Below are 21,297 nucleotides of genomic sequence, written 5' to 3'. Positions count from 1 at the left end.
CGCTCCAACGAAGGGAGCAACGTCGGAATCATTACCTTGAGCCGCTTGCCGCAGATCCGATCCGAGGCCTCCCACAGCGCCACCAGCGCATCCCTGATAGGGGCGCCATCGGTCGGCCTTCGCTGCCGCCGGGCCTCCGGCGAAATTGCGACATGGCCGGCAAGCGCCCGAACCGCGTGCGTGCGATGCCAGCCGGTCACCGCGCAAAGCTCGTCGAGTATGCGCCCCTTATCTGCCCGCCTTGCTGATCGATAGCGCTCTACCACCGCCGCCGTGAGCTCGCGCCGCGCACCCATGCTGATCCGTCCTGCCATCGGCGACACCGAGCCGATTCGGTATCGCCGCCCCAATCCTGACGGTCAGTTCTCCGGTAACATTCTTGATGAGGCAATGCGCCCATCTCGCGATGACGCGGCGGCGTGATGGTGAAGTCGTCAAGAGCAACGCAATGCGGTCGTTTCGAGCCATAGCGAAGGCCGTGCGCATCATCTCGAGGCGGCAGCCTGAAACCGATGCAATCGAACGAACTTCGGCCTCCTCCAGGTCAGGAGAGGTTGGGAATTCGTCCAGATATCGCGATCTATACTGGCTGCAACGTCCGCAAGACGCCTCACATCCTGATACTCTGCCTCGACGTGATCCGGCGATGGGCATGAGCTACAAAGTCGTCGTCGGCCCCTCGGCCTGCTGCGGGGTCTCCAAATTCTTCCGGTGACGCGCACACCTCCGGTCGTGCTGGGCTCAGCACACTGAAGCAGATCGAAGCAATTGGCGCCCGTGGAAAGGTGTCCTGGTGTCCGAGCTGCCAAACAGACTTCGACAACGTCATCATTCCCAACCACAGGCGAATGGCCGGTGACCACGCCTTCGCATTGACACCTTTCGTCCAGTTCCTTGAGCGACACATCGATACGCTGAAGGAATTATTCGTTTTTCCGTTCACGAACGCGTCGCGCTCAATGAGCGGCCCGGCTAACCAGGGCGACGCCAATCTCGTCTTCCAGTTCCCGAATACCCCGACTGATCGTCGATTCCCAAAGACCCAGCTCGATCGCCGCTTGTCGAAAGCTCCGCTTCTCTGCAGCGGACTTAACATAGCGTAAATTCCCAAGCACAACCTTCAATGCGAGGATCGCACTTTTCTCGACCAGCATGAGTCTAAATGAGGCCGAGATAGTCGCGCGAGCGCATCTCGATGAGGCGTGACACAGCCCGCCTTGACTCCAGCGATTCAGGGAAAGTGTCAGACTGATCGGGTGGCAAACCTATTGCCCCGCCGAAAACCGCAACCATACCAAGATAAATGCTGTGTGGGTCGCCATCGGCAGAAACGATGAGTTTCACGTGCCGTACGTAGAGAACATCGATAAGTGAACAGAGGCGCTTAACGTGATTCCGATGACTGAATCTCGCGGGCAGACCCTCAATAATGAGAGTATGAAACCTCTGTGCTATGGTGATGTAATCTACGACTGCCATTGGGGCGAGGCACAAATCGCGGAAACTGAAGCGAGCGACGCCACGCGCTTGAAGCGGTACGCGGATCGTTCGACCTACTACGGGCAATGTTAACGGCTCGGGTGGGACATTATCGGTGAGACGAGCGAAGAGGCGATCAAGTGCGGCCTTAGCGTTTGCATCCGCTGGCGTATACCAGACGCCTTCCCCTTTCCGTTTTTTTAGACGAAAGTCGGTACGGGCGTTGAGGTTCACTACGTCAACGTGCGCTTTCAAAAGTGCAATGAAGGGCAAGAATAATTCACGATAGATACCACCCTCATAAAGGCAATCCGGATCGACATTAGAGGTTGCAACAAGCACGACGCCTTGAGAGAACAATTCGGTTAGGACGCGCCCGATCATCATGGCATCGGCGATGTCTGTAACGACAAGCTCATCGAAGCAAAGAAGTCTCGCTTCTTTCACGAGTGCTCGAACCGTACGTGAAAGCGGATCACCATCGCTCATACGGCGGCTTTCCATCTTCTCGCGAGCTTTCCGGAGGCGGTCGTGCACATCCGCCATGAACTCGTGAAAATGTATCCGGCGCTTGGCTTCCAACGGGACACTCTCGAAAAAAAGGTCCATGAGCATCGTCTTGCCCCGGCCGACTCCGCCGAAAATATACATTCCGCGCCGCTTTTCGGCGGAGATGTCCCCCCGACCGAGAAGTTGGTTCAAGCCAAAGCAGGTCTGCTTGATGTCCCTGAGTTGGTGCGCCAACGCATCGAGCGCGACCACCACAGTCTCTTGCGCCGGATCGCGCTCAATTGTTCCACTCGCAACGAGAGCGTCATAGCGCTCGGTGATGGTGGCGGGGCCCGATGGAACGGAGGGGCTTACGTTCTGGTGCATCGTCATCTGTCTCAGAAGAAGAATGGACGAACGACGAGTTCAAGGCCAAGAATGGCAAGGAAGATCAGGAACCAGCGCCGAAAAGTTGTGGCGCTTATGCGCTCACGGATCGCTGTTCCGACCCACATGCCCAGCGACGATGGAATGACGGCAAGTGCGGACAAGGTAATATTCCCAAGATGGAAAGCTCCGCCACGAGCCAGGCCCGCCGCAAGCGCAATCGTCGAGACCGTGAACGACAGCCCGATCGCCTGGATAAGATTATCTTTGGAAAGGCCGAGGGCCTGAAGATAGGGAACGGCGGGGATCACAAGAACCCCGGTTCCTCCGGTGATTACCCCGTTCGTCAACCCAATAACAGGCGATAGTAAACGCTCAAGGCGCGCGGGAACCGACACCGGCTTCGCCCAGAGGCTATGCACTGCATAGAGAGCCAGGGCGGAGCCCAATCCAACACTTGTCCATTCAGCATTGGCGCGCGTCAGAAGCCATGAGCCGGCGATTGTGCCAGGCACGATGCCGAGCATCATCAGCCAAAGCCTTTTCATCACGGCAAGGAAAGCCGGCCCCGTAGACAGTTGCCAAAAACTGGTGAAAAAGGATGGAATAACCAGCAGCGAAGCTGCGCTGACGGGCGACATGACCGCACCGAGAATACCCACAGCGACGGTCGCCAACCCCATCCCCGTCACGCCCTTGACGATCCCGGCGAGGAGGAACGTCAACGCGATAATTAGGACGTGCGGCGATAGGTAATCGTTCATTTTGGCTCACCCGGCTTGGAAAGTGTTGCATTCGATGATTTCGCGTGAACCGATGGCACCCGTGCGCTCATGGTGTGACGGGCCGGCGAGCGAACCCGGCCCGCTTCGAGAGGCCGTCGACGGCATCCCTCAACGCATCGCGCAGGGCCTTGAATGCGCTCCGATCGTGCTTCGGCGCCGTGATGACGATATAATCCCGATCGGATCATGGCGAACCGCTGCGTCCGGCAGGCTCCGTCATGCTACGCGGATGAGTTTCTTGTTCAGGAACTCGCCAATACCGAGTTCGGAGAGCTCGCGCCCGTAGCCCGAGTTCTTGATGCCGCCGAAGGGAAGATCCGGTGCAGTCCAGGTCGGCGCGTTGATGAACACCATGCCGGATTGGATCTCGCGTGCGATCCGCTTTCCGCGCTCGATGTCGGTGGTCATGATCGTGCCGCCGAGACCGAATGGGGAGTCGTTGGCGAGGGCAATGGCGGCCGCGTCGTCGGGCACGCGGAACATCAACGCCACGGGCGCAAAGAATTCTTCGTAGAAAGCCGGATTGTCGGACGTGATGTCGGTGATGATTGTCGGTTCGAGATAATAGCCGGGGCGCTCGACCCGCTTGCCGCCCAGGAGGACCTTCGCTCCGCCTTTGATCGCGGTCTCGATCTGCTGAAGAACCAGCGCGAGCGCATTCTCCGTGCAGAGTGGTCCGAGCGTCGTAGCCTCGTCCATCGGATCACCCGGCACGAGCTTTTCAAGCTCGGCCTTGAAGCGGCTCATGAAGGCGTCGGCGATAGCCTCGTGCAGGATAAACCGCTTGGCCGCCACGCAGCATTCGCCGGTGTTGTTCATCTTGGCCCAAACCCCCAATCTGACAGCGTCGTCCAGATTGGCATCTTCGACCACGATGAAGGCGTCGCTGCCGCCCAGCTCCATTGTGCTCTTCTTCATCGCGTGGCCTGCCTCCGACGCGACCGCGGCGCCCGCCCTCATGCTGCCGGTCAACGCAACTCCGATGATGCGCGGATCGGCAATGATCCGGGCAGCCTGCTCGTTGCTGACGAACAAATTGCTGTAGGCTCCGGCAGGCGCGCCGGCATCGATGAACAACTCTGCGAAGGCGAGCGCGCACTGCGGCACGTTCGGCGCATGCTTTACGATGAGCGTATTGCCAGCCATTAGGTTGGGACCGGCAACCCGGGCGAGCTGGTAATAGGGAAAATTCCAGGGCTCGATGCAGAACAGCACCCCCATGGGCGCGCTCTCCACCCATGCCTCCCCATCCGCGTTCTTTAGGGGCTGGGCTGCGAGGAACTGTGCGGCGTTATCGGCATAATAGTCGAGAATGTCGGCACTCAGATCCACCTCGGCACGAGCCTCAGCGATGAGCTTGCCCATTTCAAGTGTAACCAGTTCCGCAAGCTTCCCGCGCCGTTCGCGAAGGATGGCCGCCGCCTTCTTCACGATCGCCTTCCGATGCTCGATCGGCCGCCTAGACCAGTCCAGTGAGTATAAGGAATGAGCTCGGCCTATCGTCTCTTCCACATGAGCATCATCATGCTCGGCGAATGTCTTTAGGGTTCGTTCGTTGAACGGGTTGATTGTTGCATAGCCCATGAGGGCCTCCTTCCGCGCTATGCGCGCTGCTTCAGTGAGTTTGCGCGTTCGACTGCCTGATGCGCCGCGAATGCTGCGCTCAAAGCGTGCCGGTCAGGAATTCCGCCTCGCCAAAGCCGAAGCTCCAGTCCGACTTCGTGTTTGTCGTCAGCGAGATCATGACGTCCGTCCGCGCGAGGCCGCACTGGCGCTCGAGCTCGTCCGCGAGTGCCTTGTACAAGGCCTGCTTCAACTCGTCGCTCCTGCCGACGCTGACGATGGAAATCAGCACCAGGTCTTTGCTGCGTTCGATGCCAAGGCCGGTGTCCTGAACGATGAGCTCATGCGCAGGATGCTGGTGCACCACCTCGTAGCGGTCGCGCACAGGCACGTTCGGCGCCTTCACGACCGCCTCATGTGCCGCATCGAGGAGCTTGGTGATCTCGGGCATCGCTGCGACCCTCAACCACATCAAATCGAAGTAGGGGCATGTCTTTCTCCGTTGAGCCGTAGCCTCATATGCTCCGGCCTCGGTCCAGTGCGGTAAGAGCTGCGCATGGATCACCTCGACTGCTGAGGAGGGGGCATTGAAAGCTTGATCTCGGACGATCTACGGTGAATAAATTTGGTATCAAGGAATGAAAGTGCGGCTCCGTTGTGCAGAAAGTGTAGTCGACGGATTGGGAGCGGGTGAAGATATTCCCGGAGGTCGCGCGCGGACGGTAGATCCTCAAAGCGTCAGAAAATCTGCGACTGAATCACGCGACGGTTGGCGGCAGTTGACCGCGCTGGAAAAGAGCCTGAATGCCAAGCTGCTCGAACGGCACACATCCGGCTGCACGCTGACCGCCGCAGGCTGGGTCCAGGCGGCAGAGTGCGCGGAAGACAGGTCTGCCTGATGTCCCTGAGTCGGTGTGCCAACGCATCGCACATGGCCACCACTCTCTCGCGCTCAATTGTTCCACTTGCAGAGAGAGCGTCATAAGCGCTCGGTGATGGTGGCGGGGCCCGATGGAACGGAGGGGCTTACGTTCCGGTGCATCGTCATCTGTCTCAGGAGAAGGATGGGCGAACGACGAGTTCGAGACCAAGAATGGCAAGGAAGATCAGGAACCAGCGCCGAAAAGTTGTGGCGCTTATGCGCTCACGGATCGCTGTTCCGACCCGCATGCCCAGCAACGATGGAATGACGGCAAGCGCGGACAAAGTAATATTTCCAAGATGAAAAGCTCCGCCACGAGCCAGGCCCGCTGCAAGCGCAATTGTCGAGACCGTGAACGACAGCCCGAGCGCCTGGATAAGATTATCTTTGGAAAGGCCGAGGGCCTGGACATAGGGAACGCCGGGGATCACAAAAAACCCAGTTCCTCCGGTGATTACCCCGGTCGTCAACCCAATAACAGGCGATAGTAAACGCTCAAGGCGCGCGGGAACCGACAACGGCTTCGCCCAGAGGCTATGCACTGCATAGAGAACTAAGGCGGAGCCCATTCCAACACTTGTCCATCCGGTATTGGTGCTTGTCAGAAGCCATGAGCCGGCGAGTGTGCCAACCACGATGCCGAGCATCATCAGCCAAAGCCTTTTCATCACGCCGAGGAAATCCGGTCCCGTAACCAGTTGCCAAACATTGGTGACAAAGGATGGAATAACCAGCAGTGAAGCTGCGCTGACGGGCGACATGACCGCCCCGAGAATGCCCATAGCGACGGTTGGCAGCCCCATCCCCGTCACCCCCTTGACGATCCCGGCGAGGAAGAATGTCAACGCGATAATCAGGACGTACGGCGAAAAGTAATCGTTCATTTTGGCTCACCCGGCCTGGAAAGTGTTGCATTCGAAGATTTCGTATAAACCGATGGCAGCCGCGCACTGATGGTGTGACGGGCCGGCGAGCGAACCAGCTCCCATCAAGATGCGATCTCCTCAATCCCTTGTGCTACCATCGAAAATCGGAGAATATGACGTCGCATCTAGTAGAGTAAGCGAGCCAGCCAAACGTCACAATTGGTAGTTTCCGATGGGAAAGTTCGGCAGAAACGAAGGAAGGGCATTGCGCTTCGATTTGACGGATATGCGGTTGTTCCTGACCGTGGTGGAGCAAGGCAGCCTCACCAGGGGCGCCGAGGTCATGAATCTAGCTCTCGCATCCGTGAGCGAGCGCATTTCCGGAATGGAAACTTCGCTTGGCGCGCAACTTCTGGAGCGAAACAGGCGGGGGGTCACTACGACTGCGGCCGGTGATGCCATGATCCGCCATGCCCGTTTGATCCTGGACCAGGTGGAGCAGATGCGTGGAGAACTGCGTACCTACGGCACTGGCCTGAAAGGGCGCATCAGGCTCTTGTCCAACACGGCCGGGTTGGCTGCTCTTCTACCGCATCAACTCGGCCGATTCTTGGTAGCCTATCCGGATCTTTCTATCGACCTCCATGAACGGCCAAGCACTGAGATTGCACTGGCCATCGCAGAAGGTCGCGCTGATTTGGGAGTTGTGGCCGACGTCGCCGATTTGGCAGCATTGCAAACTCGCCTTATCGCGCAAGATCAACTCGTCGTTGTGGCGAGCGAAACGCATCGCATCAGCGATCAACGATCGATAGCTTTTGTGGAAATCGTGGGTGAGCCGTTCGTCGGCTTGTCCGATGCTGCGCTGGAAGCTCATTTGGGAGAACGTGCAGCCCGCCTGGGTCGCCAGATTTACTACCGCATTCAACTCAGACGGATTGAGAGCGTCGCGATGTTGGTTAGGTCCGCTGTTGGGATCGCCATTTTATCGGAGGCTTCCGCTAAAGACTTGGCACACCTCGGCTTGGCTATTGTGCCGCTGCAAGACCGCTGGGCGCTTAGGCGGCTTTATCTTTGCGCGCGTGATTTCTCTGCGCTCACGCCGCACGCCGGCTTGCTCGCGCAACAACTTATGGAGCCGAAGGTCGCAATCCCTTAGGCGCTATGGCTGGCACATCGCGGTGCGTGGATTGGCATCGAGCGGGTATAGGCGTAGCAGCACGGTTTTAGGCATCCGGTGCTTTCAGCCTAATCCCTCCTGTTGAGGGAGAGGCTCAACCGCATCGCCATCCGATTCCAGCCGTTCCGTAAGGCGGTGCGTACCGCTCAGCCTCGATCAATATGGCCGCACAGTAGCGACCTGTTCGGTCGATGGCGCGGACCTCGGCGAATGGCTTGTGCGCAAGCGCCTAGCGCTGGACTGGCCTCAATACTCAAAAGGTAGATATGGCAGCGCCTAGCGCGACGCTGAGTGCGTCGGCCGGGGAATCTGGAAGGGTAGCTATGTCGAGCCCTGGCTCTATCGCGCCTGCATCCGTGCGAATGGAAAGCCATCCGCCTGCTCGGATGATGCGAATGCGCAAAAAGCCTCTGCGCATGCAGCCTTGATTCAGAGATCCGTGCGGACTGGCGCTCCAGATCAGTTCGGGCGTCTCCCCTTCGGGGCTGTCGTCTTCGCTGAAATTCGGCCCTGGGGGCCGGGCTTTCACCCTGCCGGGCTTCCATCCCTGACGCGGAGCAAGCACCTCTGCCAGCAATCTACGTCGGCGCCGCGATCGTACTCCGGCATTAACATCCTGCTGCTTTGGGGCGCCACTCTCGAGAACGGTTTTGCAGGACAAAACTGGCTCACGTTCCGTCAGGCGCTCTTGCTTGCGCGATGGCGGCAAGACCGGCGCCGACATCGACGCGGCCAAGGCGGTCGGCAAGCTGCTTGCCGAGCGCGCCGTGCAGAAGGGCGTCAAGGAAGTCGTGTTCGACCGCGGCAGCTACCTCTATCACGGGCGCGTCAAGGCGCTTGCGGATGCCGCACGCGAGAGGGGCTGAGCTTCTAACGAGATCGAAAACTTACGACAGGGGTATCGACCCCGTAGAAATTGGAAAACACCATAGCAGGTGAACGCGAACGCGGCGGACGCGAACTGAGCAGGAAGCGCGAGGAGCGCGACAGCGAGTTCGTCGACAAGCTCGTCCACATCAATCGCGTGGCGAAGGTCGTCAAGGACGGCAAGTGCTTCGGCTTTGCGGCGCTGGTCGTGATCGGCGACCAAAAGGGCGCGCAGGCTTCGGTCACGGCAAGGCGCGCGTTGCGCGAAGGCCGTACGTTGCATCACGACATTTTCGGCCGTCATGGCGCCGGCCGTGTCTACCTGCGTGCCGCTCCGGCCGGTACCGGCATCATCGCCGCGGCCCGATGCGCGCGGTGTTCTAGAGGCTGGGCGTCCAGGACGTGGTCGCCAAGTCGAAGGCCGCAAAGACGATCAAGATCGAGCAGACCGGCGGCGCAATCCGCCGCCATCACTCGCAGGGCTCGACCCTGATCGGCCTCGAGCTCAACAAGATCGGCCGCACTGCCGAACTGCCCGACAGCCCGGAAGTTCGCGGCATGATCGCCAAGGTTCAACACATCGTCCGCATCGTCGGCGACAAGTAATCTTTCTTAAGGAGAAGCGCGATGAAGCTCAGCGATAGCGCCGACAACGCCGGCTCGCGCAAGAAGCGCATGAGTGTCGGCCGCGGCATCGGTTCAGGCAAGGGCAAGCAGGCCGGCCGCGGCGGCAAGGGCCAGACCGCGCGCTCGGGCGTGCGCATCAAGGGTTTTGAAGGCGGCCAGATGCCGCTGCATCGCCGTCTGCCCAAGCGCGGCTTCAACAACGTGTTCCGCGTCGAGTTTACCGAGATCAATCTCGACCACCTGCAGCAGGCCGTCGACGCCAAGCCAATCGACATAACATCTGCGTCATTGCCGGCGTTTGCCTTCTGGAACAATGGACTTATCGAAGCCGGATACCAGATAGTATCCGACGACTGCTGAGGGTTCGGGTCCGGAAATTGCGGCAGCAGGGGGCGCGCGGGAGAAAGCCAAAGACAAAGACATGGTCTCAGCAGCAGAACAACTTGCGGCAAACCTCAATTTCGCCGCGCTGGCCAAGGCCGAAGAACTAAAGAAGCGCATCTGGTTTACGCTGGGTGCGCTGCTTGTTTATCGGCTCGGTACCTATATCCCGCTGCCGGGCATCGACCCCAACGTCTGGGAGCAGGTGTTCCGCTCGCAGGCGGGCGGCATCCTCGGCATGTTCAACATGTTCGCCGGCGGCGGCATCAACCGCATGGCGATCTTCGCGCTGAACATCATTCCGTACATCTCGGCATCGATCATCATCCAGCTGCTGACCACGGTCTCGCCGCAGCTCGAGGCGCTGAAAAAGGAAGGTGAGGCGGGCCGCAAGACGCTCAATCAGTACACCCGCTATCTCACGGTGATCCTTGCCACGTTCCAGTCCTACGGCATCGCCGTCGGCTTGCAGGGCGCCGGCAACGTCGTCAGCGAACCCGGCATGTTCTTCCTGCTGTCGACGACGATTACGCTGACCGGCGGCACCATGTTCCTGATGTGGCTCGGCGAGCAGATCACCTCGCGTGGTATCGGTAACGGCATCTCGCTGATCATCCTGTCCGGCATCGTCGCCGAGCTGCCCTCGGCGCTCGCCAACATGCTCGAACTCGGCCGTCAGGGCGCGCTGTCGACCGGCCTGATCCTGGTCGTGATCGTCATGGCGGTCGCCGTGATCGCCTTCATTGTCTTCATGGAGCGCGCCCAGCGCCGCCTCCTAATCCAGTATCCGAAGCGCCAGGTCGGCAACAAGATGTTCGAAGGCCAGTCCTCGCATCTGCCGCTCAAGCTCAACACCTCGGGCGTGATTCCGCCGATCTTCGCGTCCTCGCTGCTGCTGCTGCCGACCACGGTCGCGAACTTCAACGCCGGCAAGGGGCCGGAATGGATGCAGTGGCTGACCACGCAGCTCAGCCACGGCCGGCCGCTGTTCCTGTTCCTGTATCTTGCGCTGATCGTGTTCTTCGCCTTCTTCTACACCGCGATCGTGTTCAACTCGATCGAGACTGCCGACAACCTGAAGAAGCATGGCGGCTTCATTCCGGGTATCCGCCCGGGCGAGCGCACGGCCGAGTACATCGACTATGTGCTGTCGCGCATCACGGTGGTTGGCGCGATCTATCTTGCGATCGTATGTCTCATCCCGGAGATTCTGATTTCCTACGCCTCCGTGCCGTTCTACTTTGGCGGTACCTCGCTTCTGATCGTGGTCAGCGTGACCATGGATACGGTGGCACAGGTTCAGGGCTATCTGCTTGCCCATCAGTATGAAGGGCTGATCCGCAAATCCAAATTGCGCGGACGCCGCCGCTAAAGGGGCGGCGCGTCGCACGCTTGAATAGCTGGTCCGGGATCGCGTCACCCCCAGCAAGAGAACTTCTTCGCCAAGGTCCGTCCATGCCACTGGTTGGTCTCCGGCTAATTTATGGCTCTCGGGTAAGACAGCCAGAATGCGTTCGGTCCAAAGCGACATCGATCTGGAACCAAGCAACGCTCGTTCGCCGGTTACGATGGCAGCGTCGCGCAGAGCGGTCGTGAGACGACTCCTCGAACGCTCAATCATTTCTACCTCGACGTGCGGAAATTGTTGCGTGTATTCGACGAGAGTCGCCCGAAGATTGCTAGCGCAAGTGACGTATAGAAGCCTACTGAGAGCCGACCATGCTAACCACGTTCTGTCATTTGCGCCGATACTACAAAACTGTCGACCTGTTCAAGGATGCTCCTTGCGACGCGTAGGAAGCGGTTGACCGAATCGTGTTTCTCGGACGCCGCCACTATATCGATCGAAGACGGGCGTTCCGATCGTATACTAAAGTCGACGAATGCAGCGGCTCAAAGTCGTTTGTTGTATCATCAAGGTCTCTACGGCGGCTCGAAAGCTGCCGTGATCCGTTGCCTCAATAGAGGAGAAGAGGTGTTGGCGGTAGTTGCATCATAATTACGGCGATTTAAAGTTGAGCATTTCGGTACGCGTCATCGCGTTGTGCCTCCTCACTCTCTAAAGGCATCGACGATGAAGTTGCTAAATTCAATAGCGACAGTTGTTTTCGGTCGGGCTACAAGGCGAATGATCCCCGGATGCCGAACTAATTCGACGTTGCAGTAGGGGCACCATCTCCTCCTGTAGAACACGAGGACGATCGGGCCGCGACGCAGCGCCTCGCGCGAGGAGAACGCCTCGCCGTAGCCGTCACGCAGCTGGAAAGAGGGGGCTTGCTCCCCGGCGTGCATGGCCCGCTCGGCCAATCCGGATGCGGCGAGCTCTTCCACCGCCCGTTGTCGAACCAGCGTCACCTTCGGCGGCGTCTTGGCGAGACGCTCGGCTTTCAGCGCGTCCAGTTTGTCTTGGAGTGACATTTTCGTCTCGTCGCGCGCGGCCTGGTGTGGCCTTGGGATAATCGCTTGTCCAGTGCGGCGGCGGTAGTCTTGCCGCGCGAGTGTGAGTTATTCTTGTCATGCATGAATGGTCGCCCGCTGCTCGGCAAGCTCAATCTGACGCCGCAAAAGCCCTCGCAACGGGCGTATCAGCGCGATCCGAGGCGATTGAGCGGTGTCAGCGCGAGACCTATCTGGCCATCGCCCGGCACAAGACAAGGCTGCTGAAGACTATGTGCAATCGACCGAGGGGCGGCTGACGCTGCACTACCTGCCAGGATACGCGCCGGAGTTGAACCCAGACCACTCATATGAAGCGCGCTGGCGTGGCCAGGACGCCGCTGCGCAAGGGTGAGCGGTTGCAGGACAAGATCGAGGCGCAGTTGGCTCGTCTCAAGGCTGCGCCCCGGCTCATCCAGTCTTTCTTCAGAGCGCCGAGTGTCGCCTATATTGCCGACTGATGAGTAATAAAGCTGTATGCTCTGGTGAACGCGATGAGCGCGGCGGCGCCCAAGAACACCGAAATCGGATACCAAAAGGTGGGATGGAGGATGACGAACGGTATCAAACCAACGGCGAGGGCAGGTGGCATATGGACTTTAAACATCCGCAAAATAGCAATCGAGCAAAGCATGGTAACCGTCACGCCCAAAAACTCTGCGTGAAAGCCCGTGCTCAGGAGTAAGCCGATGGACGCGGTCAGGAAACATACGAGAGGAAACAATACCGGCCGTGACATCCAGCCAGGAAGCTCCGGGTGGCCGAATAATTCATAGGCTACGACGATCAGTGGAGGGAATAACAGGAAGCGCAATCCCGTTGCTTGAGCCGCCACTCCCAGCGCGAAGACGAATGCCGTCAGTGCGAAGATCCAGAACCGATCTCTCGGCGGAGTTTCGGCGGTCTCAATAATCCGGCTCTCCTTGCTCCCCTCAGATAGGTAACGATGAGGATCAAGGCGCTTCCAGAGCGTCAACGCAATGGCGAGTACTGCGAGTCCCGCCAGAATGGCGGCGGGGTAACCCCAGCTCATCACGCCGAGGGCCATTGGAAGCACACCGGCAGAGATGGATGCTCCGATGTTCGATCGGAGCAGTTTAATAGCAAAAAGGCTCAGGAGGGCAACAACAGTTACCGCGAGGGCGCTGTATTCCCAGTGTCGGGTAATCATCACCCCTAGGATCGCGGTGATCGTAGGGGTAGCAACTAGTCTGATTGGTTGGCTTGCCCATTTTCCGCAGGGGCGCGTGAATACATCATACGCTAAAGCGGCAATCTCAGGAAACAGGATAAGAGATATGCCCGTGGTATCGACTGCAAGCCCAATTCCTCCCACGAAGGTAACCGCAAGAAATTCGGCAACTAATCTCGTTGTGTATTTCACAATAGTCCAATCTTCCGAATTCCTCTGCAGACGAGACGAAAATAGGAACGCGAAACCCAACGTCTAATGACCATCGGTTATTGAATCGATGCCATCGACGCCGTTTAGCACGTCGGGCTTGCTGGCTTATTCTGTGCCCGCCTCGCGTGACTGACGCTGAAGATGGATACCCATCGGGAAGCGCGAAGGCTTTGAGCCGCGCGTCTGGATATTCTTTTCGTAGTGGAGATAGCAGATGCCACCCATCACCAGCTTGCTCACCTTCGCGGCGATTGCGCTGGGCGTGGTCCTGACGCCAGGGCCTAACATGGTCTATCTTGTCTCGCAATCGATCTGCCAAGGGCGGACCGCCGGCCTGATCTCCCTGGGCGGGGTCGCACTCGGGTTCGTCTTCTACATGCTATGCGCGGCATTCGGCATCACCGCGCTCGTGTTGGCCGTGCCCTACGCTTACGATGCCGTCCGCTTCGCGGGCGCCCTATATCTTCTCTGGCTAGGCTGGCAGGCCGTGCGCCCGGGTGGACGTTCCCCCTTCCAGGTGAACGATCTGCCCGAGGATAGCCCGCGCAAGCTCTTCCTCATGGGCTTCCTCACCAACCTGCTGAATCCTAAGATCGCGGTTATGTACCTGTCGCTGTTGCCGCAGTTCATCAGCCCGGCGAATGGCGGCGTGCTGGGGCAAGCGCTCGTTCTCGGCACCACCCAGATATTCATCAGCGTGTTCGTGAACGCTATGATCGCGACGTCCGCTGCGTCGATCGCGCACTTTCTCACACAACGCCCAACCTTTGCGACCGTCCAACGGTGGGTGATGGGAACGGTGCTCACCGGCCTAGCCGTGAGGATGGCGACGGAGGCGCGCCGGTAGTTCAAACGGATTTCCGGACCTGCTGGCTCGCGGGCCCGGCAGCGCGCGGGCTCCCTCCAAGACGGTTCGCGGGGCTCAGGACATCGCGCAGCGCCGCGCTGATTTCGAGGCGGCGCTAGCAGCACACCCCGACGGACTCTACGAAAGACAGCGATACGGTGCGAGCTTTCGCCGATCCAACGATGAACGACGCGACAGCCTGTTTGCGCGAGAATTGGCAGGTACAGACATTGCCAGTTTCAATCGTGTCCTGGCGGCGATTTCAACAGGCTTTTCGCCTTAGTCATCGACCGTAAGGTCCATGATAAATGGTTATCGGATAGATAGTCACAGGGCATTTGCCTTTATCCGGCGGCGGCGGCATCCTCCAATTAATTCGCAGTATGCGCTAAGGCCGCTGTGCTGTGGCGCACAGCCTCGGGGTCGGTCGGCCGACGCCAGAGTTGAAGGAATCCCGTGGAGAGAGCAACTTCGTTAGCTCGACGAGAGGGGACGGATGTATGCGACCGATCGCGGCGGACCGTACTGAATTGGGCGGGAGCGACGCTGGCCGGGGCTGCAGCGTTCGGCTTTGAGCCGCCGTCGCTTCGACTCACGGAAGCGCTTGCCAAAAACGGTGTGGTTGACCTCGGCACCGGCGACATCGCGCTGGTGAACTATGCATACGCATTCGAGCAACAGTTCAAGGCGCTTGAGAGCCGTTGTGAGGTTGGCGATGGGCTTTGATCCAGTCTTCTTATCCCGATTGCAATTTGCTTGGGTAATCGGTTGGCACATTCTGCTTCCCGCTTTCACGGTCGGTCTTGCCGCCTACATCGCGTTGCTGGAGGGGCTCAACTTTGTAACGGGGCGCCAAGTCTATCTTTGCGTTTCGATGTTCTGGATCAAGATCTTCTCGATTTCGTTCGGGATGGGCGTCGTGACGGGTATCGTCATGCCTTTCCAGTTCGGCACGAACTGGAGCCGCTACTCGGACGCCACCGCAAACGTCCTCTCGCCGCTCTTCGCCTACGAGGGCTTGACGGCGTTTTTCCTCGAGGCTGCATTTCTAGGCGTGCTTTTGTTCGGACGAAAGCTGGTGCCGCAATGGGCCCATTTCGTTGCGGCGCTGATGGTGACGCTGGGCACGCTGCTCTCTTCGTTTTGGATACTGGCGGCCAACAGCTGGATGCAGACGCCGGCGGGCTACGAGATCATCGACGGCCGCTTCTTTCCGACGGACTGGTTGCAAGTCGTCTTCAATCCGTCATTTCTGTCGCGGCTCGCGCACACGGTGGTGGCATTTTTTATCACCACAGGTTTCGTCGTGATGGGCGTCGGAGCCTATCTGTTGCAGCGTGAGAAGTGCGCCGAAGAAGGTCGAACTATGCTGTCAATGACGCTGTGGCTCTTGACCGTCTTGGTGCCGCTGCAGATATTCCTCGGTGACCATCAGGGGCTCAACACCCTAAAGTACCAGCCGGCCAAGCTTGCGGCAATCGAGGCGCATTGGGAAACCAGCCGCCGCGTTCCGATCACGCTCTTCGCCATCCCCGACGAGAAGACCGAAACGAATCATTTCTCGCTCGACGTGCCTTTCGTGGGGAGCCTTATCCTGACTCACGAGATCGACGGAGAGGTCAAGGGTCTGAAGGATTTTTCGGCGGATCAGCGACCGCCGGTCGCGATTCCATTCTTCGCATTTCGCATCATGGTCGGTTGCGGCCTCGTGATGCTTGGTATTGTACTACTTGGCGGCTGGCTTCGTTGGCGTGGCCGGCTCGATGATACGCCGCTCTTTCTCCAACTGTGTCAGCTCGTAATTCCAATCGGCTTCATCGCCGTCATTGCCGGATGGGTCGTGACGGAAGTCGGACGCCAACCCTGGACAGTCTACGGCCTGTTGCGCACTGCGGACTCGGTGTCGCCGTCGTTGACCGGCTCCGACCTACTGATCTCTCTGCTCGCCTATGTGGCCGTCTATCTGTTCATGTATCCTTCTGGTGTGCTCCTCATGTGGCGCGTCGTGCGGACAGGTCCGGCAACTACTGAAGAGCCAGACGCGGCCATCGAGGCTGGACGACCCAAGGCCCCCGTCTTGGCCGGAGGGCATGTTGGCGCGGGAGATGGCGCATGACCCAGGTCCTCGACTTCGTGCCGATCTGGACACTGATTCTGGCGATGGCGGTGTTCTTCTACGTCTTGCTCGACGGTTTCGATCTCGGTGTCGGCATGCTCTTTGGCTTCGCGCCGGACACTGCAGCGCGAGATACGATCATGAATTCGATCGCACCGATCTGGGATGGGAACGAGACGTGGCTCGTGTTCGGTGGGCTCGGCCTGCTGGCGGCCTTCCCGCTCGCCTTCGCCGTCATCATTCCGGCTACCTATTTCCCGATCCTTGTGATGTTGCTTGCGCTGGTGTTCCGCGGCGTCGCCTTCGAGTTTCGCTTCCGCGATGGCGAGCATAAGACGTTTTGGGATCACGCCTTCTCTTATGGATCAGGCATTGCGACGTTTGCACAGGGTTTGGTGCTCGGCAGTTTCATTCAAGGGTACGAGGTCGCTGGGCGGGCGTTCTCAGGCAGCTCATTTTCTTTCTTAACGCCATTCTCGATCCTCACCGGCATCGCCCTCCTGTTCGGCTATGGGCTTCTCGGCGCGGGATGGCTGATCCTGAAAACGGAAGGCGACATCCAGAGCGCGGCTCGCCGCTACGGCCGTGTGTGTCTTGTGGCCGTGCTTGTAGCCATCGTCATTGTGAGCATTTGGACCCCTCTCGCAAATTCGGCCGTCGCCGATCGATGGTTCGCTTGGCCAAATCTCCTCCTGTTGGCCCCGGTTCCGATCGCGACCGCGGCGGTCGCGCTCGTCACGTGGCGCGCCCTCGGCAACCGCCAGGCTCAAGTCCTGCCGTTCGCTGGGGCGATCCTGCTCTTCGTCTTATCGTATTCGGGCATCGCCATCAGCCTTTATCCAATGATCGTTCCGCACCACTTCACTTTGTGGGAGGCCGCGTCCTCCGCCCGAACCCAGGCGTTCCTTCTGGTCGGCACCCTTGTGCTGCTACCTGTGATCTTGATGTACAGTAGCTGGTCCTATTGGGTATTTCGCGGAAAAGTTCGAGCGGACATCGGCTATCACTGAAAGCCAGCTGGTTGGTTAAAATTGCGCATCAATGATAGAATGTGCGGCGCCGGTGTACAGAAAGTGTAGTCGATGGATTGGGAGCGGATTCGGATCTTTCTCGATGTGGCGCGAGCAGGGCAGATCTTGAAAGCGTCGAAGCACCTGAAACTGAATCACGCAACCGTCGCCCGTAAGCTCACCGCATTGGAGAAGAGTCTCAATGCCAAGCTGCTCGAGCGGCACACGTTTGGTTGCACGCTGACGCCGGCAGGGGAAGCTCTGGTCGGAGCCGCGGAACGCGCGGAAAGTGAATTTCTCAAAGTCGGTTCAACGATCGGGGCGGGCACGGAGGCGATAACTGGCACTGTCCGGGTGGGCGCCCCGGATGGCCTCGGTAATTATTTTCTAGCCGAGCAATTGGGGGCGCTGGCGGCCCGACATTCCGGGCTCGTTATTCAATTGGTGCCGCTTCCACGCACCTTCTCTCTGTCCCGCCGGGAGGCCGATATCGCCATCACCCTCGATCGCCCGAAACAGGGCCGTCTTATCCTTTCGAAGCTGACCAACTATACGTTGAGCGTCTATGCCGCTCAGAGTTATATTTCGCGCGAAGGCCAGATTGCCACCCCAGCGGACCTGGCCGGCCGCTTATTCGTCACCCATGTCGAGGACTTCGCTTACAGCCGCGCTCTGGATTACGCATCCTCGCTTGGACGTCTTATGTCGCGTCGCTACGAATGCGGTAGTGTTGTTGCGCAAGTGGAGGCTGTTCGCAACGGTCACGGCATTGGCATCTTGCACGATTACGCAGCAGTTCGCTTTCCGGAGTTGATACGCCTGCTTCCCGCCATCCGCTTTGTTCGATGCTATTGGATTACCTCGCATCCGGACACGCATGAGACGCAGCGCGTTCGAGAAGTACACCGCTTTATCGCCGGCGCAGTTAAGGCAGCGAAAGCATCTTTCGAGGCCGATTGACAATTGCCGTCGTTCCCTCGCGCCATTTCGCGAGCTGCCTGCTCATTATGCCCTCGCGCTGGGGCGTTTGGTCGTCGTCTCGAACCAGCGCGTCAGATTGGCCAGCTCTTTTGGAATCGGCCCGCCGGTGATCTCCTCAAAGCGCGAACGAGCACGCCCCAGGCGCCGGCGAAATTGTTGGCTAGGCAGTTTGCGCTCCTCGGTGCCACGGGAACGGTCGGCATGGCGCTGTCCCTCCTGGATATGGCGTTTTGGGATGCTATCGCTCAGATGCATCGCGTGCCGCTGGCGGCGCTACTCGGCGGGCGACCTCAGGCGCTATCGGCCTACGATAGTCGCGGCCTTGGTCTTATGGAGCAGGATAGGTTGAAAGCGGAGACGAGCGCTCTTCTCGAATTGGGTCTAAAGACCGTCAAGCTCCGCCTCGGCTATCCTTCAGTCACCGAAGACATCGCCGCGATAGAGGCGGTCAGAAGCGTTGTGGGCGATGACGTCGCCATCATGGTTGACTACAATCAGGCGCTTACGGTCGTCGAAGCGTTCGCGCGTGGAAGAGACTTGGATCGAATGGGCGTCTACTGGTTGGAAAAACCGATCATGCACGACGATTACGCATCTTATGCGGCTTTAGCGCACGAGCTTCGAGTGCCAGTCCGGATCGGCGACAATTTCAACGGACCCACGGCAATGATGCAAGCATTGGAATGCGGGGCGCCGATTTCGTCATGCCGGACCTCGCGCGCATCGGCGACGTAAGCGGCTGGATGCAGGCCGCCGGTGTCGCCGCGGCGAAAGGCATCGAAATGTCATCGCTGGCTCGAGTACCCGGGGACTGGGCCGACGCAATCCTCGAAACGCTGTTGCGGAATCTCGGATGGAAAGGTTGACACCTCTACGTTCGCAGGCACTGGAATCGTATGGGACGAGGCCAAATTAAGACGACTGGACAGCCTTTGATCGTGCCGTTCGGGGCTCACGCAAGTTCACCAGTCAGAAACTGAGCGTGGCCCGAGCCGAACGACCAGTCAGCGTCTCCATTTTCGACGAAAGAGACGATGATGTCTGAGCTTTCGAGATTGCAGGTATCCTTGAGCATCCGACACAACAGCTCGTAGAATTCGATCTTTTGTCTCTGTGGCCTACGTCGGGATGTGACCTCTACCAAAACGACCCGGCTAGTGCGCGGAATTCCAAGACCGGTATCCAAGGTTATCATCCTGCCAGGACGATATTCTGATACAAGTTGATACCGATCGCCTTCAGGCACATGAAATGCAGCGACGACCGCGGCGTGAGCCGTGTCAAGGAGCTTCTCGATCTCGGCGTCCATTCGGCCTTCGAGAATATTGAATCGAAGCAGCGGCATCTGGTCTATCCTTTCTCTGATTTCGAGGATCACCGGGCTAGGTGCTAACCTTCGGCGGCGGGGGCCGTACTTTTCGGCGGTCCAGACTTGTACGGACCAGCGCAGTCGGCATCACAAACTCGGCGCCCACCTGCGTCGCTCGGGGCAGGCAACAGTTTGTGGTCGATGACGTTGGGGATTGTCGCTGGCACAAGCTGGTCTCTGTATTGAATGCTTGATCCAGACGATATGCGGTCGATAAAATTGCGCATCAACGAACGAGTTTGCGGCTCCGTTGTGCAGAAAGTGTAGTCGATCGATTGGGAGCGGGTGGTGATATCCCTCGAAGTCGCGATCGGCCTCGTTGCGACGCAGACTTACCAGGTTTCCCAGGCCGCGATGGCCGCGCCGCACGCGAAGTGACAGCACGACCCGCCCGTCCGACGGTGCGTCGTGATCGGTCCGTCGCGAATTCCGCCGTGCGATACTGTGCCGGGGCACAGCGCATCCCGTTCCTCAAGCGCCGCACCGGCAGAAGTCGGCTATTGCTGGGTGAGAGAAACCAGCGAGATCGCTACGCCGCCGCCTTTTCCTTCTTCGACCCGCTTTTCTCGTCAGCCTTCGCGGCTCCCTTCGGCGGCTTGGCCACAGTTATCTTCGCCGGTTTGGTGACGAGCTTTGCTTCGTCGCTCTCAAGCGACTTGCGTAGGCGCGGCGCCCCGAATTCGAGAAAGCTGCGCATTTTGATGGGGAGACGGCCCTGGGCCGCGTGGATAAGATGCACAGGCATCGGTTCGGGCTCGAATTCCTGCAGCACGACCTGCAACTTTCCTTCGGCGACCGCCTTAGCGACCTGGTAGGAGATCACGTGTGTCACACCGATGCCGGCGATGGCGGCGTCGATCGCGGACTCGGCCGTGTTGATGTTTAGCCGGCACGTCGGACGGACGGGCTGGCTCGCGCTGCGGCCCTTGCCGGGGAAGACCCATGACGAGTTGCCGTTGAGTGCCGCGAAGGTGACGCACGTGAGGTCGACGAGGTCCGACAGCTGCTTCGGCACGCCGTGCTTGGCGAAATATTCCGGGCTTCCGACGACGACGCGCCGGACGCTGCCGACGCGCGTCGCGATCATGCTGCTGTCGGGCAGGGCGCCGATCTGGACCGCCATGTCGATGTTGTCTTCGGACAGATTGACGCCCCGGTCGGACAGAGACATGCGCACGTTAATCTCGGGATACGCCTTCAGAAAGTCGTTGACGATGCCGAGCACGTGAAAACGGCCGAACGTGATCGGTGCCGTCAGGATGAGCTCCCCGCGCGGCGCGGTGTATTCGCCGGACGCCAGCGTCTCCGCGGCGTTGATGTCGTCGAGGATCCTTCTGGAAGCCGCCAGATACGCGGCGCCCGCGTCGGTGAGCGAGAGCTTCCGCGTCGTTCGGACGAGCAGGCGGGACTTCAGATGATTCTCGAGTTCGGAGACCTTCCGGCTGACGGTCGGCAGCGGGATCCCGAGCTTTCGGCTCGCGCCCGAGAAGCTGCCGCTGTCAACAGTGGCCACGAAGATCTGCATTGCTTCGAGACGGTCCATAGATATTCTCACTGAATGAGAGGATCACTGCCGAAAATAGCCGA

20 protein-coding genes and 5 pseudogenes are annotated in these 21,297 nt (G+C 59.2%); 14 read left to right on the top strand and 11 right to left on the bottom strand.

The window, feature by feature from the left end:
- The 6 genes and pseudogenes from OZ411_RS37470 to OZ411_RS37445 form a co-directional block, all read right to left on the bottom strand.
- Positions 1-296: pseudogene (locus OZ411_RS37470) on the bottom strand (transposase); the annotation flags it as partial.
- 660 nt (positions 297-956) lie between these two features.
- Positions 957-1,154: a LysR family transcriptional regulator gene (locus OZ411_RS37465; RefSeq protein WP_282531958.1), complete on the bottom strand. Its 198-nt coding sequence runs from the start codon at positions 1,152-1,154 to the stop codon at positions 957-959.
- Between the two features lie 4 nt (positions 1,155-1,158).
- Positions 1,159-2,361 carry a cell division protein ZapE gene (gene zapE / locus OZ411_RS37460; RefSeq protein ID WP_282531957.1) on the bottom strand — a complete coding sequence of 401 codons (1,203 nt, stop codon included), beginning with the start codon at positions 2,359-2,361 and terminating at the stop codon, positions 1,159-1,161.
- Positions 2,362-2,366: 5 nt separating this feature from the next.
- On the bottom strand, positions 2,367-3,119 hold the full coding sequence (locus OZ411_RS37455; RefSeq protein WP_282531956.1) for a sulfite exporter TauE/SafE family protein: 753 nt from the start codon (positions 3,117-3,119) through the stop codon (positions 2,367-2,369).
- Between the two features lie 237 nt (positions 3,120-3,356).
- Entirely contained in the window at positions 3,357-4,724 is a 1,368-nt protein-coding gene (locus OZ411_RS37450; RefSeq protein ID WP_282531955.1) for an NAD-dependent succinate-semialdehyde dehydrogenase, read from the bottom strand.
- A 79-nt stretch (positions 4,725-4,803) separates the two neighbouring features.
- Entirely contained in the window at positions 4,804-5,154 is a 351-nt protein-coding gene (locus tag OZ411_RS37445; RefSeq protein WP_282531954.1) for a tautomerase family protein, read from the bottom strand.
- A 328-nt stretch (positions 5,155-5,482) separates the two neighbouring features.
- Here OZ411_RS37445 and OZ411_RS37440 point away from each other — a divergent pair, with 328 nt between their 5' ends.
- Complete coding sequence (locus OZ411_RS37440; RefSeq protein WP_282531953.1) at positions 5,483-5,602, top strand: LysR family transcriptional regulator; 120 nt, start codon at positions 5,483-5,485, stop codon at positions 5,600-5,602.
- Positions 5,603-5,756: 154 nt separating this feature from the next.
- Here OZ411_RS37440 and OZ411_RS37435 read toward each other — a convergent pair whose 3' ends face one another.
- On the bottom strand, positions 5,757-6,509 hold the full coding sequence (locus tag OZ411_RS37435) for a sulfite exporter TauE/SafE family protein (RefSeq protein WP_282531952.1): 753 nt from the start codon (positions 6,507-6,509) through the stop codon (positions 5,757-5,759).
- A 214-nt stretch (positions 6,510-6,723) separates the two neighbouring features.
- On the opposite strand from OZ411_RS37435, the gene OZ411_RS37430 reads away from it, so the two are divergent.
- From OZ411_RS37430 to secY, 7 genes and pseudogenes are all read left to right on the top strand, one after another.
- Positions 6,724-7,650, top strand: coding sequence for a LysR substrate-binding domain-containing protein (locus OZ411_RS37430; RefSeq protein ID WP_282531951.1), 927 nt, complete (start codon positions 6,724-6,726; stop codon positions 7,648-7,650).
- 595 nt (positions 7,651-8,245) lie between these two features.
- A pseudogene (locus OZ411_RS37425) lies at positions 8,246-8,365 on the top strand (ArdC-like ssDNA-binding domain-containing protein); the annotation flags it as partial.
- Positions 8,364-8,537: pseudogene (locus tag OZ411_RS37420) on the top strand (50S ribosomal protein L18); the annotation flags it as partial. The pseudogenes OZ411_RS37425 and OZ411_RS37420, both read left to right, overlap by 2 nt.
- A gap of 62 nt (positions 8,538-8,599) precedes the next feature.
- A pseudogene (locus OZ411_RS37415) lies at positions 8,600-8,919 on the top strand (30S ribosomal protein S5); the annotation flags it as partial.
- Between the two features lie 21 nt (positions 8,920-8,940).
- A complete protein-coding gene (gene rpmD, locus OZ411_RS37410; RefSeq protein ID WP_282531950.1) occupies positions 8,941-9,144 on the top strand; it encodes a 50S ribosomal protein L30 in 204 nt (67 codons plus the stop codon).
- A 21-nt stretch (positions 9,145-9,165) separates the two neighbouring features.
- Positions 9,166-9,510: pseudogene (rplO, locus tag OZ411_RS37405) on the top strand (50S ribosomal protein L15); the annotation flags it as partial.
- 76 nt (positions 9,511-9,586) lie between these two features.
- Entirely contained in the window at positions 9,587-10,918 is a 1,332-nt protein-coding gene (gene secY / locus OZ411_RS37400; RefSeq protein WP_282531949.1) for a preprotein translocase subunit SecY, read from the top strand.
- A 680-nt stretch (positions 10,919-11,598) separates the two neighbouring features.
- Here the strand turns inward: secY and OZ411_RS37395 are convergent.
- Positions 11,599-11,964, bottom strand: a complete 366-nt coding sequence (locus OZ411_RS37395) for a redoxin domain-containing protein (RefSeq protein ID WP_282531948.1) — start codon at positions 11,962-11,964, stop codon at positions 11,599-11,601.
- A gap of 329 nt (positions 11,965-12,293) precedes the next feature.
- On the opposite strand from OZ411_RS37395, the gene OZ411_RS37390 reads away from it, so the two are divergent.
- Positions 12,294-12,443 (top strand): hypothetical protein, encoded by a 150-nt coding sequence (locus OZ411_RS37390; RefSeq protein ID WP_282531947.1) that lies wholly within the window; start codon positions 12,294-12,296, stop codon positions 12,441-12,443.
- Here the strand turns inward: OZ411_RS37390 and OZ411_RS37385 are convergent.
- Positions 12,428-13,366 (bottom strand): hypothetical protein, encoded by a 939-nt coding sequence (locus tag OZ411_RS37385; protein WP_282531946.1) that lies wholly within the window; start codon positions 13,364-13,366, stop codon positions 12,428-12,430. The two genes, OZ411_RS37390 and OZ411_RS37385, sit on opposite strands and share 16 nt — an antisense overlap.
- A gap of 235 nt (positions 13,367-13,601) precedes the next feature.
- Here OZ411_RS37385 and OZ411_RS37380 point away from each other — a divergent pair, with 235 nt between their 5' ends.
- The 5 genes from OZ411_RS37380 to OZ411_RS37360 all read left to right on the top strand — a co-directional run bounded on the left by OZ411_RS37380 (position 13,602) and on the right by OZ411_RS37360 (position 19,076).
- Positions 13,602-14,234 (top strand): LysE family translocator, encoded by a 633-nt coding sequence (locus OZ411_RS37380; protein WP_282531945.1) that lies wholly within the window; start codon positions 13,602-13,604, stop codon positions 14,232-14,234.
- Positions 14,235-14,949: 715 nt separating this feature from the next.
- Positions 14,950-16,350 carry a cytochrome ubiquinol oxidase subunit I gene (locus OZ411_RS37375; RefSeq protein WP_282531944.1) on the top strand — a complete coding sequence of 467 codons (1,401 nt, stop codon included), beginning with the start codon at positions 14,950-14,952 and terminating at the stop codon, positions 16,348-16,350.
- A complete protein-coding gene (gene cydB, locus OZ411_RS37370) occupies positions 16,347-17,360 on the top strand; it encodes a cytochrome d ubiquinol oxidase subunit II (protein WP_282531943.1) in 1,014 nt (337 codons plus the stop codon). Before OZ411_RS37375 ends, cydB begins: the two co-directional genes overlap by 4 nt.
- A gap of 72 nt (positions 17,361-17,432) precedes the next feature.
- Positions 17,433-18,320, top strand: a complete 888-nt coding sequence (locus tag OZ411_RS37365) for a LysR family transcriptional regulator (protein WP_282531942.1) — start codon at positions 17,433-17,435, stop codon at positions 18,318-18,320.
- Positions 18,321-18,542: 222 nt separating this feature from the next.
- Entirely contained in the window at positions 18,543-19,076 is a 534-nt protein-coding gene (locus OZ411_RS37360; protein WP_282531941.1) for an enolase C-terminal domain-like protein, read from the top strand.
- Positions 19,077-19,293: 217 nt separating this feature from the next.
- Here OZ411_RS37360 and OZ411_RS37355 read toward each other — a convergent pair whose 3' ends face one another.
- On the bottom strand, positions 19,294-19,686 hold the full coding sequence (locus tag OZ411_RS37355) for a tautomerase family protein (RefSeq protein WP_282531940.1): 393 nt from the start codon (positions 19,684-19,686) through the stop codon (positions 19,294-19,296).
- Positions 19,687-20,239: 553 nt separating this feature from the next.
- Entirely contained in the window at positions 20,240-21,253 is a 1,014-nt protein-coding gene (locus OZ411_RS37350) for a LysR family transcriptional regulator (protein ID WP_282531939.1), read from the bottom strand.
- Positions 21,254-21,297: the final 44 nt, after the last annotated feature.

This window comes from Bradyrhizobium sp. Arg237L, from assembly GCF_029990105.1.
In the GTDB taxonomy this organism is placed as follows: Bacteria; Pseudomonadota; Alphaproteobacteria; order Rhizobiales; family Xanthobacteraceae; genus Bradyrhizobium.
Note: the sequence above shows the minus strand (reverse complement) of the source record. Positions and strands in the feature narration are given on the sequence as shown.